We start from the raw sequence: 13,255 nt of genomic DNA, 5'->3' as shown, positions 1-13,255 counted from the left end.
GGGATATGAAGGTTGAACTTCAGATCCACGGGATCGATGGTGTCCTTGCGACGCTGCAGGCGTTGCCAGCTGAGGTCGTCAGCAAGCGTGGTGGTCCGGTCAAGCTCGCATTGGCCAAGGGCGCCAGGTTGCTCCGCGACCAAGCAAAGGACAACTTCCGCCGTTCCGCAGCTATTGGTGGCACCGACAGCACAGACACCACCGTCAACAGCATCATCGCCAGCCGTGGTAAGGCGCCCGTAGGAACCAAGGGCGAGCGTCAGCTGGTGCGTGTGAAGCGCAAGGCATTCGTCAACGCGCATGGTTCGAAGACGACCACCCGGAAGGCTGCCCAGCTCATGGAATACGGGTCCAGTACCCAACCCGCCTATCCGTGGTTGCGTCCGGCCGTCCAGCGCCGTGCCAGCCAGATCATCGACGTGGTCAGCGAAGACCTGCTGAAGCGCCTGGATCAGATCACCAAGCGCCTCGCCGCGCAGAATGGAGGGCGCCGCTGATGTTCCCGAAGGTGTATCGAACCATCCGTTCTGCAGCGGTATCTGCGATCGTCGACGACCGCATAGGGCGGCACGGTGAAGTGGCGCAGACAGAGACCCGCCCCTACATCGCCTGGCAGATCGTGACCGGTTCCGCGTTCGACAACCTGAGCGCAGCTCCAGGCGGCGATTTCACCACTGTGCAAATCGACTGCTACCACGCGACCGACGCAGGTGTGGAGCAGCTCGCAAAGGCAGTTCGCGCTGCGCTGGATGGGGTGCTGATCGTCAACCGTGTCGTGGTCAACAACCGCGACCCAGATACCAAGCTGTACCGCGTCGGCCTCGAAGCCGACTTCATCGACCAGCGTTGATAACTGGTCACCCGTAATGCCGCCCTCGCGCGGCCCTTCAGAGGAAACTGCCATGACCGAGGGCGTCGTCAAGACCCAGGGCACCCATCTGTTCTTCGTCAACCCGAACGCGGCCGGTGGCCCGGCGATCGTGAAGTTCGCCTGCCCGACCGGTGCGTCCGGGCTGGGCGGAGCTGCCGATCAGATCGAATCCACCTGCCTGGATGCAACGGTGGACAAGGAGTACCAGCGCGGGTTGGGCAACCCGGGCCAGGTGTCCATCCCGTTCAACTACATCCCCAGCGACGCATCGCATGACGCGCTGTTCAAGCTGAAGGATACCGGCGAGAACGTGAGCTGGTACATCGGCCTGAGCGACGGCACCGCAGCGCCCACGCTCGACACTGAGGACGAGCTGGTTCCTCCGCTGGCCACTGCCCGGTCCGGCTTCCTGTTCATCGGCTACGTCGCCGACGTGAACATCGACATCGCCACCAACGAGATCGTGCGAGGCACCGTTACCGTGCAGCGCAGCGGCGGCGTTACCCGCTACGGCAAGCCACTGTCCTGATCCCATCCAAACGCCCGGCGCCCCTCGCGGCGCCGCGGCGCACCATTCCTACGGAAGAGCCCCATGACCGAGACCACCAATGCTGCAGTGCCGCTGCTGGATCCCTCTCTCTTCATCTCCGATGATGTGCACGAGCGGCTGGTGAAGCTGCCCGACGGCAAAGAACACGTGTTTTACATCCGCGAGCAGGAGGCTGGCGTCCTGCGCGGGTTCTTCACCGGGCAGACCAGCGAGGACCCAGAAAAGCAGGCTGAATCAATGGCTCGCCTCATCGCGAAGGCCATTTGCGATCCCGAGGGGAAACCGGCTCTTTCGCTGGCGCAGGCCAAGCGCCTGAAATTTGCGGTGCAGATCGCGCTGACCAAGGCCATCAGCGAGGTGCACAGTTACCAGGGAAAGGAGAGCTTGCCCGGCGAGGAAGCGGCGAGTGGTTCCGATATCAGCTCGCTTTGACCCTGGGCAAGACACTCGGCGAGATCGATGCGATGCCGGCAGCTGAGCTGGACGGCTGGCGCGCGTTCTACGAACTGCATCCATTTGACGATCTGCACCGGTTCCACCGACCCGCTGCAGTGATCGGAACCGCTTTCGGCGGCAAGTACGAAAGCATCATCGGTTTCCTCGCCCCGAGCCCGGACGACCCGGTTCTGAGCGACGCCGATCGCGATGTATCCAAGGCCCTCGGCTTCTAACCTGACTGGACCTAATCATGGCCACTGCCGGCTCAATCGTTGTCGACCTACTGATGCGCACGGGGTCGTTCGAGACCGACGCGAACCGTGCCTCCAAGCAGATGAAGAAGCTGGGCAAGGACTCCACCGACGCAGCTGCTGACATTGGGAAGGCGTTCGGCAAGATTGCTGGAACCTCTGTGGGCGGCTTGGCGGTCGCCGGAACGGCAGTGCTGAACTGGACCCGACAGCTCGTTGATGCGTCGGCAGAGCTTGAGAAGTTCTCGCGCCTTTCCGGAACCAACGAGCAGGTGTTTCAGCGCATGGCGGCCGGCGCTGCCACTGTCGGGATCCAGCAGGACAAGCTGGCCGACATTTTCAAGGACACCCAGGACAAGTTGGGCGACTTCTTGCAGACCGGCGGCGGCGCGATGAAGGACTTCTTCGAGCAGATCGCGCCTCGAATCGGCCTGACTGCGAAGGAGCTGCAGCATCTGAGCGGCCCGGAGGTTCTACAGCGGTACTACAGCGCCCTGGAGCAAGCAGGCGCAAGCCAGGCTGAGATGGTTTTCTACATGGAGGCCATTGCCAGCGACTCATCGATGCTGGCCCCGCTGCTGGCCCGGAATGGTGAGGGCTTCCGAAAGTGGGGCGATGAAGCGGAACGGTTGGGGGCGGTGCTTGACACCGATACCTTGACGGCGATGAAGGAAGTGAAGGAGCAGTCTAACCTCATCCAGCTGGCGTTCCAGGGCCTGAAGAACGAGGTTGCTGCCGAGCTTCTGCCGGAGTTCAAGGAGCTGACGACGTTCCTTGGCTCCGACCAAACAAAGGGCGCGTTCGTAACCATCACGAAGTGGGTGGGTGACCTTGCCGCTGAGATGGCCAACGGCACCGTGCTGCTGGTGAACTTCATCGACAAGGTCATCCAACTGCGGAACTTGGATGCCGGCGGAGCGGTAGGCGACGCCGGCGAAGACGCCTTGAACACCCAGATGGCGCGGCTGACTGACCAGATCAACTACGCCAAGAAGAACACCTCGGGCTTGTTCGGCCTTCCTCTGACCGACGGTCAGGAGGAAGCCCGGCTGAAGCGCATCAATGATCTGGAAGCCAAGCGGCTCGACATCCAGCGGGAGCTGACGAAGAGGTACAGGTCGGATGCCGCGGGCGAGAGTTTCAAGGGAGTGACGGGTTCGGTCGATAGCACAGCCCGGATTCCTGGGAGCGGCCCACCCACCGGGTCAGGCGCTGCTGGCGAGTCCGACCGACGCAAGGGCGCTTTGACGAAAGAGAAGTCGCTACTTGAGCAGATCCAGGAGGATTACGAGGCGCTGTATGGAGCTGGCAGCGAGCGTGCAGACGATCAGATCGCCAAACTCGAGCGCGAGATTGCCCTGCATGGGGATCTCAGTGAGGCGGCCAAGGTCAACTACGACATCCAGACCAACGCCTACGGCGCGCTTAGCGAGGCGCAGGCCGAGGTGCTTCGCAATCTGGCGGCGGTGAAGGACGCACAGGACGATTTCGCCGCGCTATATGGGGATGGGCTGCAGGACCTGGCCAGCAAAACCCAGGACGCAAACAGCCAGATGAGCACCTTTGCCGACCAGGGCGCCCGCAACATTCAGGACGCCTTCGCTGACTTCCTGTTCGATCCGTTCTCGGAGGGCTTGGGCGGGATGGTTCAGAGCTTCGCGAAGACGCTGCAGAAGATGGCTGCCCAGGCGGCAGCCTCGCAGATCTTCAAGATGATAGGGAATTGGGCGAACAGCTACAGCGGCACAGGGTCGAGCTGGATCAACGCGGTCGGTAGTGCGATCGGCGGCATGGCTGGCGGCCGCGCCGGTGGCGGGCCGGTTGCCGCCGGTAGCATGTATCGGGTGGGCGAGGGCGGTCGGCCCGAACTGTTCGACCAGGGCGGGAAGACCTATTTGATCCCCGGCGACGCTGGGTCGGTTCGTCCGATCACCGCAGGCATGCCTGCATCCGCCATCGGCGGTGGTGGCGGGATCACCAACAACTTCAACACCACGATGAACATCTCGTCCGACGGCACCAGCACCACCCAACAGGGCGATGGCAGCGAGGACGCTCGCCGGCTCAATCAGTTCTTCACTTCCAAGATGAACGAGTGGGCCACCCAACAGTCGCGGCCCGGCGGCTACTTCCATCAGATGAGGGTGAGCAATGGCTGAGGTCTTCACCTGGTGCGTGCGCACCGAGATCACCGGCACCGGTGACTTTCTTGTCCGGGAGGCGCAGTTCGGCGACGGTTACAAGCAGACCGCGTCCGATGGCCTGAACAACGAGACCCAGCAGTGGCCGATATCCATCGTCGGCCGCTCGTCGAAGGTGGGTGCTGCACTGGCCTTCCTGCGCGCACGGAAGGGAGCGGTTTCGTTCCTGTGGACGCCACCGCTTGGAGTGCAGGGCCTGTACCTCTGCAAGTCCTACACCCTCACCCCACATGGCAATGGCGTCTACACGCTCAATGCCACATTCGAACAGACGTTCCAGCCGTAAGGGATCACCATGGCACGCCAAGTAATCGACACCACGACCGACCACGGTTCCTACAAGGGCGACCCCGCAAAGGTTGCATTCGACAAGGCGAACGCGAACTTCGCTGAGCTGTACGCACTGACGTCTCTGGCTGGCGACAATCTACTGATCAACTGCGGCGTGCCGATCAACCAGCGCGGCTTCGCTGGCGGTTCTCTGGCGGCGGGCGCATATGGCTATGACCGTTGGAAGGCCGGTTCGGGCGGCTGCAATGTCACGATCAATGCAGGCACCGGTGTATTCACCCACACCAGTGGACCTTTGCAGCAAGTGGTTGAGGCGCCACAGTTGGCGTGGGGACAAGCCCTGACCTTCAGCGTGGAAAGCCCTAGCGGCTCCATCTCGGTGAGCGTTGGAGGGGCCACTGGAACCATTACCGCTGGATCTGGCCGCCGCGGTGTGACGTTGACGCCGTCTGGCAGTGGCCACATGACTGTGCAGATAACCGCAACAGGCGTGACGTACAGCCGGCCGAAGCTGGAACGAGGTTCGTCGGCCACCGCTTTCGAGGTACGGCCCTGGGCGGTGGAGTTCGCGCTGTGCCAGCGATACTTCGAAAAGAGCTACAACGGCAACATGGCGCCTGGTACTGCAGACCGGACGGGCAGTTACCGCTGCAGCATCTTGAATGGGTTCTTTCTAACTGCCGGGGCAGTGCCATTCTCGGTGCAGAAGCGAGGGGCGACAGCTATCACCCTGTACGCCGCGCGTGATGGCTCGGTTGGGAACGGATCGGAGGTGAACAACCAGGGCGTATTCATTGCAAACCGATCGCTGAGTGCATCGGCACAAGGAACGTCCCAGTTCCAGGTGGGAGGGGTCAACACGTTGACCGCCGGAAGCATTATCGAATTCCACTGGACAGCGGACGCGGAGCTTTGACATGTACCAGCTGACCGATGACAAAGATGTTCTGAAGTGCCTCCAAACCGGAGCTTTCATTCCGCGAGGCAGCTATCTGTGGCCAACCGAATGGCTTGAGTCCAACGACCCGGCACCAATGCCACCGCCGTACGTCCTGCACAGCCCTGAGCACTACCAGGCGATCCGCGCGGCTGCTTGGGACTGGATGACGGCATGGGTGAAGGAGCGGCGCTACGACACAATCGAGACGTGCTGCAGCTACTTCAACAGCAGCGTGCCGCGCTACCGTGACGAAGCCCGTGCGATGGTCGCGTGGCGCGATGCTGTGAATCAGGAGCTGGAGTCACTGGTGCTGGCCGCGCCTGCCGGCATCGAGACCTGGGAGCAGGTTCGGGCACTGCTGCCGCAGCCGGAGACCTTCGACTGGCCCGGCGAGGTGTCGCTGCCGCTGGGCACGGGTGAAACGGCGGTGCTGGAATGATCACCGCCGATGCCCAGCAGCTTGAACCGGGCGGCCGCGTCACGGTCTACGAGCTGGACGCCAGCAGCTTCGGCGCCGACCAGCTGTTCTTCCACGCGCACCTGCAGTCGGGCGTGATTTGGTGGCAGGGGCAGGAGTACGGCGCCTGGCCGATTGAGGCGACCGGCTTCGAGCGCACCAGCGACCAGCCGCCGAACCCGCGCCTGAAGGTCGGCAACCTGGACGGCCGGATCGCGGCCATGTGCATGCTCTACGGCGACATGGTCGGGGCCAAGGTGATCCGCCGGCAGACGCTGGTGAAGTACCTGGACGGGGCGAACTTCCCGCAGATCGTCAACCTTCTCAACAACAGCAATGCACCCATGGGGAGTAACTGGGGGAACTCAGGGACAACCGCGACGGGCTTGGCGCCTACCCATGCAGACGGGATCCTGTTCACGCCCTGCGCGATCGCCAGCGGTGGGGCAACTTCACACAACCGACGCGGCAGTCTTCGCCCGGCTCTTGTTCCCAATGGGCAAGTGGCCGTCGCTACGTTCTACTTCAAGTTCGGAACGTCGCAGAAGGTCCGACTTGTGATCTCCAACACGGTTGGTGGTGCCTACCGAGAATCGCTACTGAACATCAACGCCGATGGGAGCGTTGCCAGCTCATCATCCAATGCCGGCCAGCTTGAGCGCTTGGCGTACAGCGACGTTGGCGACGGAGTGATGCGGGCGGTAATCCGCATCACGTTCAACGGGGCGAGTTCTTCGAACCCATCTGTTCTGGTGGGCCCCAATTCAGCAGTTGTCGGTCAGAGCGTGATCCTCTATGGAGCGCAGTTCGAACTCGGCTCTTCGCCCAGCCCATTTCAGGTCACCACGACGGATCCTGTGAAAGATAGAAACCCGACCGCCGACCCGAACGAGCATTTCCTGGACGAGATCTGGTTCATCGAGCGCAAGGTCTCTGAGACGAAGGAAGTGGTCGAGTTCGAGCTGACCACTGCGATCGACCTCAACGGCGAGCAGCTGCCCGGTCGTCAGATCATCTCGGGCGTGTGCGGGTGGCTGATCAGGGGTGGCTACCGCGGCCCGTTCTGCGGCTACACCGGGCCGGCCGTGGCTGACGCCAACGATGTGCCGACCACCGACCCCGCGCGGGACCAGTGCGGGGGCAGGGTGGGGAGCTGCAAGCTGCGCTTCGGCGCCGACAAGCCGCTGCCCTATGGCGGGTTCCCTGCATCCGGCCTGCTACGCACCTGATTCGCGCCACCATCGAGCAACCATCCAGCCCGCCATGTGCGGGCTTTTTCATGGGCGAGACCATGCAACAGAGCACCCTGCAGGCCATCCAGGCGCACGCCGTGGCCGAGTACCCGCGCGAGTGCTGCGGCTTGATCGTGGCCGGCGCCAATGGCGAGGCCTACATTCCCTGCCGCAACGTGGCCACCACGCCCAGCGAGCACTTCCGGCTGCCGGCCGAGGACTACGCAGACGCGGAGGACCAGGGCGAGGTGCTGGCCGTCGTGCACAGCCACCCGAACGCCTCTGCGGCTGCGTCCGACGCTGACCGGGTCATGTGCGAGGCCAGCGGCCTACCGTGGCACATCGTGAGCGTGGGCCAGTGCACTGGCGCAGATCCTGAGTGTGGCGACCTGCAGACCATCGAGCCCTGTGGCTACGAGGCGCCGCTGGTTGGCCGCCAATTCGCCCATGGGGTGCTGGACTGCTACACCCTGGTGCGCGACTTCTATGCCCGCGAGCTGGGCATCCAGCTCAGCCAGTACGAGCGCGAGGACGACTGGTGGGAGAAGGGCCAGGACCTCTACAGCCTGGACCGGCTGCGTGCCGAAGGCTTCGAGCTGATCGATGGCGAGCCCCAGCGCGGCGACATGGTGCTGATGCAGATCCGCTCGCCCGTGCCGAACCACGCCGGCGTCTACCTGGGCTACGGCCAGATGCTGCACCACATGCACGGCCGCCTGTCGGAGACGGTGGTCTACGGCGGCATGTGGGCCGAGCGCACTCGCTATATCGTCCGGCACAAGGGGGCCCGTCATGGCTGAGCGCCTGCGCACCATCCGCCTATACGGCTTGCTGGGTGCTCGCTTCGGGCGCAAGTTCCGCCTGGCCGTCAGCAACCCCGCCGAGGCCGTGCGCGCGCTGTGCGTGCTGCTGCCGGGCTTCCAGCAATACCTCATGGGCGCAAAGGCCAAGGGCATGGAGTTCGCCGTGTTCGTCGGGCGGCAGAACCTGTCCAAGGAACAGCTGCACGATCCGCCCGGCGCTGACGACATTCGGATCGCTCCGGTGCTGGTGGGCTCGAAGCGCGGAGGCGTCCTGCAGACGATTCTCGGCATCGTGCTCATCGTGGTCGGCGTCTGGACCCAGAACTACCAGCTCGTCTTCCAGGGCGGCGTCATGGTGCTGGGGGGCGTTTCCCAGATGCTCGCACCACAGCCGAAAGGGCTTGGCGCCAAAGACAGTGCCGAGAACACCCCGAGCTACAGCATGAACGGCGCCGTCAACACGCAGGCGCAGGGCAACCCTGTGTCTGTCGCCTATGGCGGCCACGACACCAAGGGAATGTTCGTGGGCTCGGCAGTGATCAGTGGCGGCATCTACGCAGAGGATCAGCAGTGAACGTAGCCATCAAGTATCAGCCCACGCAGCTGGCGCGTGCCTGCTCGCCGGCGGCGATTGCCGGTGCTGGCGGCAAGGGCGGCGGGAACGCCCGCACGCCGGTCGAGACACCCGATAGCCTGCACTCGATCTCCTACGCCAAGATCATTGACCTGATCAGCGAGGGCGAAATCCGGGGCTTGGTCGCGGGCAATCAGTCCGTCTACCTCAACCAGGTTCCGATCCAGAACAGCGACGGCACCCTTAACTTTGCCGGCGTGCGCGTGGAAACCCGTGCGGGCACGCAGGACCAGGAGTACATCGCCGGATTCCCATCGGTCGAGAACGAGGTCCCGGTCGGGGTCGAGCTGCGCAGTAACGCACCTGTGGTCCGCACGGTCTCTGGCGCTGACCTGTCCGCAGTGCGCATTCGATTCAGCGTTCCTGCGCTGCAGCGGCAGAACACGGAAAACGGCGATACCGAAGGCTACGCGATCGAGTATGCGATCGATCTGTCGGTGAACGGCGGCGCGTTCAGCACGGTGCTCTCCAATGCGTTCCGTGGCAAGACCACCAGCGAGTACCAGCGCAGCCACCGCATTGATCTGCCGGCCGGCACCCAATGGCAGGTGCGCGTGCGCCGCCTGACGCCGAACGCGAACAGCTCGACCGTCGCCGACATCGTCATGGTCCAGTCGCTGACCGAGATCATCGACGCCAAGCTGCGGTATCCCAACTGTGCCCTCGCAGCGGTGCAGGTGGACGCGAGCGCCTTCCAGAACGTCCCCTCGCGTGCGTTCCAGATATGGGGTCGCATCATCCGTGTGCCGAGCAACTACGACCCGCGCACGCGTTCCTACAGCGGTGTCTGGGACGGCACCTTCAAGTCGGCATGGACCAACAACCCGGCCTGGGTGTTCTTCGACATTGTCACCAACGACCGTTTCGGCCTCGGCAATCGGATCCCGCTGGATTGGGTGGACAAGTGGCGGCTGTACGAGATCGCGCAGTACTGCGATCAGCTGGTCAGCGATGGTATGGGTGGGCAGGAGCCGCGCTTCACCTGCAGCCTGTACCTGCAGACCAGAGCCGATGCGTACAAGGTCCTGCAGGACATGGCCAGCATGTTCCGGGGCATCAGCTTCTATGCCGCTGGCCAGGTGATGGCCTCGGCGGACAAGCCGAAGGACCCGGTCTATACCTACAGCCAGGCCAATGTGGTCGATGGCCGGTTCACCTACGAGGGAAGTGCTCGCAAGGTCCGTCACACCGTGGCCTTGGTGTCCTGGACCGACCCGGACGACTTTGGCCGGCAGAAGGTTGAGCCGGTGCAGCTTCTGGATGGCATCGCCCGCTATGGCGTGAACCAGATCGAGGTCACCGCGTTGGGCTGCCATTCGAAGTCGCAGGCTCAGCGGGTGGGGAACCACATCCTCTACAGCGAGAACCTGGAGACGGAGACGGTCACCTTCGCGGTGGGCCTGGACGCGCTGAATTGCATGCCGGGCGACGTGATTCAGGTGGCTGACGCCAACCGCGCAGGCCGCCGGAATTCCGGCCGCGTCAGCGCCGCCACTGCCAACAGCCTGACGCTGGACGTGGTGCCGCCGACCATGGCCGTTGGCGACCTCCTGCGCGCCACGCTGCCGAGCGGCAAGACTGAGGCGCGCACCATCAATGGGATCAACCCGACTACGCGCGTGGTGACCGTCTCCGCGCCGTGGAGTGCGGTGCCGGTGTCGCAGTCGATCTGGGCGACCGAGTCGACCGACCTAGTGCTGCAGCAGTTTCGTGTTCTAGGCATCGCAGAGGAAGAGGGCCTGACCTACCGCATCACTGCGCTGCAGCACCGCCCGGACAAGTTCGCAGCGATCGATGACGGCACCCGCCTGGAGCCGCCGCCGATCAGCGTCATTCCGCCCAGCGTGCAGCCGCCACCGGCCAACGTCCGCATGTCCTCCCATGTGGTGATCGACCAGGGCATCGCCACGCCGGTGCTGACCATCGAGTGGGATGCGGCCGACAAGGCCATTGCCTATGACGTGGAGTGGCGCCGGGACGACCTGAACTGGGTACGTGCGGGCAGGGTAGGGACCACCAGCTGCGAGGTGCGGGGCATCTATGCCGGCAAGTACCTGGCCAGGGTGCGCGCGGTTAATGCGCTCAACGCGGTTTCGCAGCCGACGCTGAGCATGCTCACGGACATCAAGGGCAAGACCGAGCCGCCGCCGGCGCTGACCTCGCTGACCGCCACGCCGGTGGTGTTCGGCATCCAGCTGGCGTGGGGCTTCCCGCCCGGCGCCACCGACACCGAGCGGACCGAGATCTGGCGCAGTGCCGGGCCGGACCGTGCCAGCGCCACGAAGTTCGCGGACTTCGCCTATCCGCAGAACCGCTACCAACTCGACGGCCTGGCCGCCGGTGCGCGGTTCTACTTCTGGGGTCGCCTGGTGGATAAGAGCGGCAACATCGGGCCGTGGTATCCGGCCGGTGCTGGCGTCATGGGCGAGGCGAGCACCAACCAGTCGGACTACGACGCGTACTTCTCGGGGAAGATCAGCGAGAGCGCGTTGGGCCAAGACCTGCTGGCCAAGATTGAAAGCATCGACCAGATCGTGCCACTGATCTGGGAGGCGGGTGCCACCTACGAGCCCGGCGAGACTGTTGTCTACAACGGCAAGATCTGGTTGTGGAACGACAACGCGCCGGGCAATGAGGAGCCGCCGGGCACGAAGTGGAAGGACGTGGGCGACGCGATCGCTCAGGCGGGCGCGGTGGTTGGCCGGGTGAACACCCTGGAGCTGCAGGTCAACGATCCGGAGACCGGTCTGCAGGCCATTGGCCAGAAGACAGATGGCCTGTTCGCGCAACTTGACGTCCATGCTGCCGGTGACAGCGACTGGGGTGCAGGTGACTCCACGGTGTTCGCTGGCACGCTCACCATCCAGACGGTCATTGCAGAGGGTGACTACGCCCTGGCGCGCCGGCAGGACACAGTCGAGGCGAGCGTTGGCGAAACCCAGGCGTTGGGGCAGCAGACGTTCCAGGCGCTGGTCGACCTGGACGGCAAGATCAGCGTCTCGTACAGCCTGAAGTTGCAGATCGCCGCCAATGGCCAGTACTACGCGGCTGGCATGGGCATCGGCATCGAGAACCAGCCGGACGGCAGCTACCAGAGCCAGATTCTGTTCCAAGCCGACCGTCTGGCGCTAATCAACCTGGTGAACGGCCAGGTGACCACGCCTTTCGTGATCCAGGGCGGCCAGACGTTCATCAGCCAGGCGCTGATCGGAACGGCGTGGATCAATACGGCCAACATCGCTGATGCGGCGATCACCAACGCAAAGATCGGTGGCGTCATCCAGTCGGACAACTATGTTCCAGGGCAAACCGGCTGGCGAATCAGCAAGGACGGTGGATTCGAACTGAACGGGAACACGCCTGATGGCTACAAGACGCGCGTGGTTAATGGTGGCGTCTACGTCTATCACCCGAACGGCACTGCCGTTGTTGAAGTGGGAGTTCTGCTATGAGCCTCGTCGGGCTCCGCGTACGACGCCCAGATGGCTACGTGGAGACCACGGTCACCACCAAGCTGTCGAAGATGATCGGGTCCTACAGGTTCCCGCTCTACAACCCGGTCAACTCCAACAACAAGTGGGTGGCGCCGCCTGAAGCGAACGGAGGGCTCGTCGTCAACGACTTCTCTGGCGGCGAGCCCTGGTACTACTTCACTTGTGAGGACCAGCGGTCGGTGTACGGGATGCTGGTCCCATCAGTCACCATCTCGGGCAACAGCATCACTTGGGCATGGGATCCTGACGTAGTGAATTTCCACGTCAGGATGGAGATGTTCCCGAGCAAACCCACTACGGAAACTGTCGGCGGCATCACCCTTCACTATGGAATCTACAGCTGATGGCCGTAGGACTTCGCGTGCGCAACCAAGGGACCGGACAGATCCAGATCGCCTCTGGCTATCGAAATCTGCAGCTGGCCAAATCAGGCACGCTCAACACTGGTTCGTTTGCCGGTGGATCGACTGGTGGATCACCACCGTTTGCCTCATGGTCTCCGAGTGGTGTGTTGGCATCGACGAAAGGGACGACAAACCTTCACGTCTGCCGATACATCAATGACTCCGTATCAACAAATACCGGATTCACTCTGGTCCAGAGCGGCGTGACGTGCGATGTCTACGCCTCCAGTGCCGCGCCGAATAAGGTGCTGGAGTACTACACGTTCAATGCTTCTGAGCGAGAAGGTACTGGTCCAGTCGGGTTGCGCCTGCGCAACGCAGACGGCACGGTCTTCTACGACTCCAGACGCAAGGGCCTGCGTGTTCTCCAAGTGGTGGCGCTGCCAACGGTCCCGGGGCCTCCCGTTGAAATCGGCCAGTTCTTCCCGGGAGTCAAGATCGGCATTGCCATCCCGTCACCGCGCTTCTACTACTTCGCGCAATCGCAGGATCGTTGCACCATGAGCGCCGATTATTTCCACATGACCAGCGACAACCGGATCTTCCTTTCGCGGTTGCAGGTGACTCAACAGACCCTGATCACCAACACCTTCCCGGTGGGCGGCGTGACGATGGGGCCGCAGAACGCCACAATTTTCATCGTGGACCTGACCGAGGTTCCGCTGGGATTCGGTTGAGGGCGGTGTGCT

15 protein-coding genes are annotated in these 13,255 nt (G+C 63.3%); all 15 read left to right on the top strand.

All coding sequences use genetic code 11. The features are described from left to right. The first annotated feature begins 5 nt into the window (after positions 1 to 5). Positions 6 to 497 (top strand): hypothetical protein, encoded by a 492-nt coding sequence (locus N7573_RS09895; protein WP_279912183.1) that lies wholly within the window; start codon positions 6 to 8, stop codon positions 495 to 497. After that, positions 497 to 850, top strand: coding sequence for a DUF3168 domain-containing protein (locus N7573_RS09890; RefSeq protein ID WP_279912184.1), 354 nt, complete (start codon positions 497 to 499; stop codon positions 848 to 850). The genes N7573_RS09895 and N7573_RS09890 overlap by 1 nt, the downstream gene beginning before the upstream one ends. Positions 851 to 902: 52 nt before the next feature. Further along, entirely contained in the window at positions 903 to 1,400 is a 498-nt protein-coding gene (locus N7573_RS09885) for a phage tail tube protein (protein ID WP_279912185.1), read from the top strand. A 63-nt stretch (positions 1,401 to 1,463) separates the two neighbouring features. Continuing rightward, complete coding sequence (locus tag N7573_RS09880; protein ID WP_279912186.1) at positions 1,464 to 1,853, top strand: phage tail assembly chaperone family protein, TAC; 390 nt, start codon at positions 1,464 to 1,466, stop codon at positions 1,851 to 1,853. Continuing rightward, positions 1,850 to 2,092: a hypothetical protein gene (locus N7573_RS09875; protein WP_279912187.1), complete on the top strand. Its 243-nt coding sequence runs from the start codon at positions 1,850 to 1,852 to the stop codon at positions 2,090 to 2,092. Before N7573_RS09880 ends, N7573_RS09875 begins: the two co-directional genes overlap by 4 nt. Positions 2,093 to 2,109: 17 nt before the next feature. Then, positions 2,110 to 4,269, top strand: a complete 2,160-nt coding sequence (locus N7573_RS09870; protein WP_279912188.1) for a hypothetical protein — start codon at positions 2,110 to 2,112, stop codon at positions 4,267 to 4,269. After that, positions 4,262 to 4,597 (top strand): phage tail protein, encoded by a 336-nt coding sequence (locus N7573_RS09865; RefSeq protein WP_279912189.1) that lies wholly within the window; start codon positions 4,262 to 4,264, stop codon positions 4,595 to 4,597. Before N7573_RS09870 ends, N7573_RS09865 begins: the two co-directional genes overlap by 8 nt. 9 nt (positions 4,598 to 4,606) lie before the next feature. Next, positions 4,607 to 5,518, top strand: a complete 912-nt coding sequence (locus tag N7573_RS09860) for a hypothetical protein (RefSeq protein WP_279912190.1) — start codon at positions 4,607 to 4,609, stop codon at positions 5,516 to 5,518. Between the two features lies 1 nt (position 5,519). Next, positions 5,520 to 5,981, top strand: coding sequence for a hypothetical protein (locus tag N7573_RS09855; protein WP_279912191.1), 462 nt, complete (start codon positions 5,520 to 5,522; stop codon positions 5,979 to 5,981). After that, positions 5,978 to 7,228: a phage minor tail protein L gene (locus N7573_RS09850; RefSeq protein ID WP_279912192.1), complete on the top strand. Its 1,251-nt coding sequence runs from the start codon at positions 5,978 to 5,980 to the stop codon at positions 7,226 to 7,228. The genes N7573_RS09855 and N7573_RS09850 overlap by 4 nt, the downstream gene beginning before the upstream one ends. A 62-nt stretch (positions 7,229 to 7,290) precedes the next feature. Further along, a complete protein-coding gene (locus N7573_RS09845) occupies positions 7,291 to 8,031 on the top strand; it encodes a C40 family peptidase (protein WP_279912193.1) in 741 nt (246 codons plus the stop codon). Continuing rightward, on the top strand, positions 8,024 to 8,608 hold the full coding sequence (locus N7573_RS09840) for a tail assembly protein (protein WP_279912194.1): 585 nt from the start codon (positions 8,024 to 8,026) through the stop codon (positions 8,606 to 8,608). The genes N7573_RS09845 and N7573_RS09840 overlap by 8 nt, the downstream gene beginning before the upstream one ends. Beyond that, a complete protein-coding gene (locus N7573_RS09835) occupies positions 8,605 to 12,120 on the top strand; it encodes a host specificity protein J (RefSeq protein ID WP_279912195.1) in 3,516 nt (1,171 codons plus the stop codon). The genes N7573_RS09840 and N7573_RS09835 overlap by 4 nt, the downstream gene beginning before the upstream one ends. Beyond that, positions 12,117 to 12,506, top strand: coding sequence for a hypothetical protein (locus N7573_RS09830; protein WP_279912196.1), 390 nt, complete (start codon positions 12,117 to 12,119; stop codon positions 12,504 to 12,506). The genes N7573_RS09835 and N7573_RS09830 overlap by 4 nt, the downstream gene beginning before the upstream one ends. After that, the gene (locus N7573_RS09825) at positions 12,506 to 13,243 is read left to right on the top strand and encodes a hypothetical protein (RefSeq protein ID WP_279912197.1); all 738 of its coding nucleotides are present in this window, start codon (positions 12,506 to 12,508) and stop codon (positions 13,241 to 13,243) included. Before N7573_RS09830 ends, N7573_RS09825 begins: the two co-directional genes overlap by 1 nt. The last annotated feature ends 12 nt before the right edge of the window (positions 13,244 to 13,255 follow it).

Origin of the sequence: Stenotrophomonas sp. GD04054 (genome assembly GCF_029836955.1) — a bacterium.
GTDB classification, from domain to species: domain Bacteria; phylum Pseudomonadota; class Gammaproteobacteria; order Xanthomonadales; family Xanthomonadaceae; genus Stenotrophomonas; species Stenotrophomonas maltophilia_A.
This window is presented reverse-complemented; position numbering and strand designations above follow the sequence as displayed.

What these genes read in the sequence shown, in the direction of transcription:
- N7573_RS09895 (WP_279912183.1), top strand. Translation starts at nt 6, where the DNA reads ATGAAGGTTGAACTTCAGATCCACGGGATCGATGGTGTCCTTGCGACG.
- N7573_RS09890 (WP_279912184.1), top strand. Translation starts at nt 497, where the DNA reads ATGTTCCCGAAGGTGTATCGAACCATCCGTTCTGCAGCGGTATCTGCG.
- N7573_RS09885 (WP_279912185.1), top strand. Translation starts at nt 903, where the DNA reads ATGACCGAGGGCGTCGTCAAGACCCAGGGCACCCATCTGTTCTTCGTC.
- N7573_RS09880 (WP_279912186.1), top strand. Translation starts at nt 1,464, where the DNA reads ATGACCGAGACCACCAATGCTGCAGTGCCGCTGCTGGATCCCTCTCTC.
- N7573_RS09870 (WP_279912188.1), top strand. Translation starts at nt 2,110, where the DNA reads ATGGCCACTGCCGGCTCAATCGTTGTCGACCTACTGATGCGCACGGGG.
- N7573_RS09865 (WP_279912189.1), top strand. Translation starts at nt 4,262, where the DNA reads ATGGCTGAGGTCTTCACCTGGTGCGTGCGCACCGAGATCACCGGCACC.
- N7573_RS09860 (WP_279912190.1), top strand. Translation starts at nt 4,607, where the DNA reads ATGGCACGCCAAGTAATCGACACCACGACCGACCACGGTTCCTACAAG.
- N7573_RS09855 (WP_279912191.1), top strand. Translation starts at nt 5,520, where the DNA reads ATGTACCAGCTGACCGATGACAAAGATGTTCTGAAGTGCCTCCAAACC.
- N7573_RS09850 (WP_279912192.1), top strand. Translation starts at nt 5,978, where the DNA reads ATGATCACCGCCGATGCCCAGCAGCTTGAACCGGGCGGCCGCGTCACG.
- N7573_RS09845 (WP_279912193.1), top strand. Translation starts at nt 7,291, where the DNA reads ATGCAACAGAGCACCCTGCAGGCCATCCAGGCGCACGCCGTGGCCGAG.
- N7573_RS09840 (WP_279912194.1), top strand. Translation starts at nt 8,024, where the DNA reads ATGGCTGAGCGCCTGCGCACCATCCGCCTATACGGCTTGCTGGGTGCT.
- N7573_RS09830 (WP_279912196.1), top strand. Translation starts at nt 12,117, where the DNA reads ATGAGCCTCGTCGGGCTCCGCGTACGACGCCCAGATGGCTACGTGGAG.
- N7573_RS09825 (WP_279912197.1), top strand. Translation starts at nt 12,506, where the DNA reads ATGGCCGTAGGACTTCGCGTGCGCAACCAAGGGACCGGACAGATCCAG.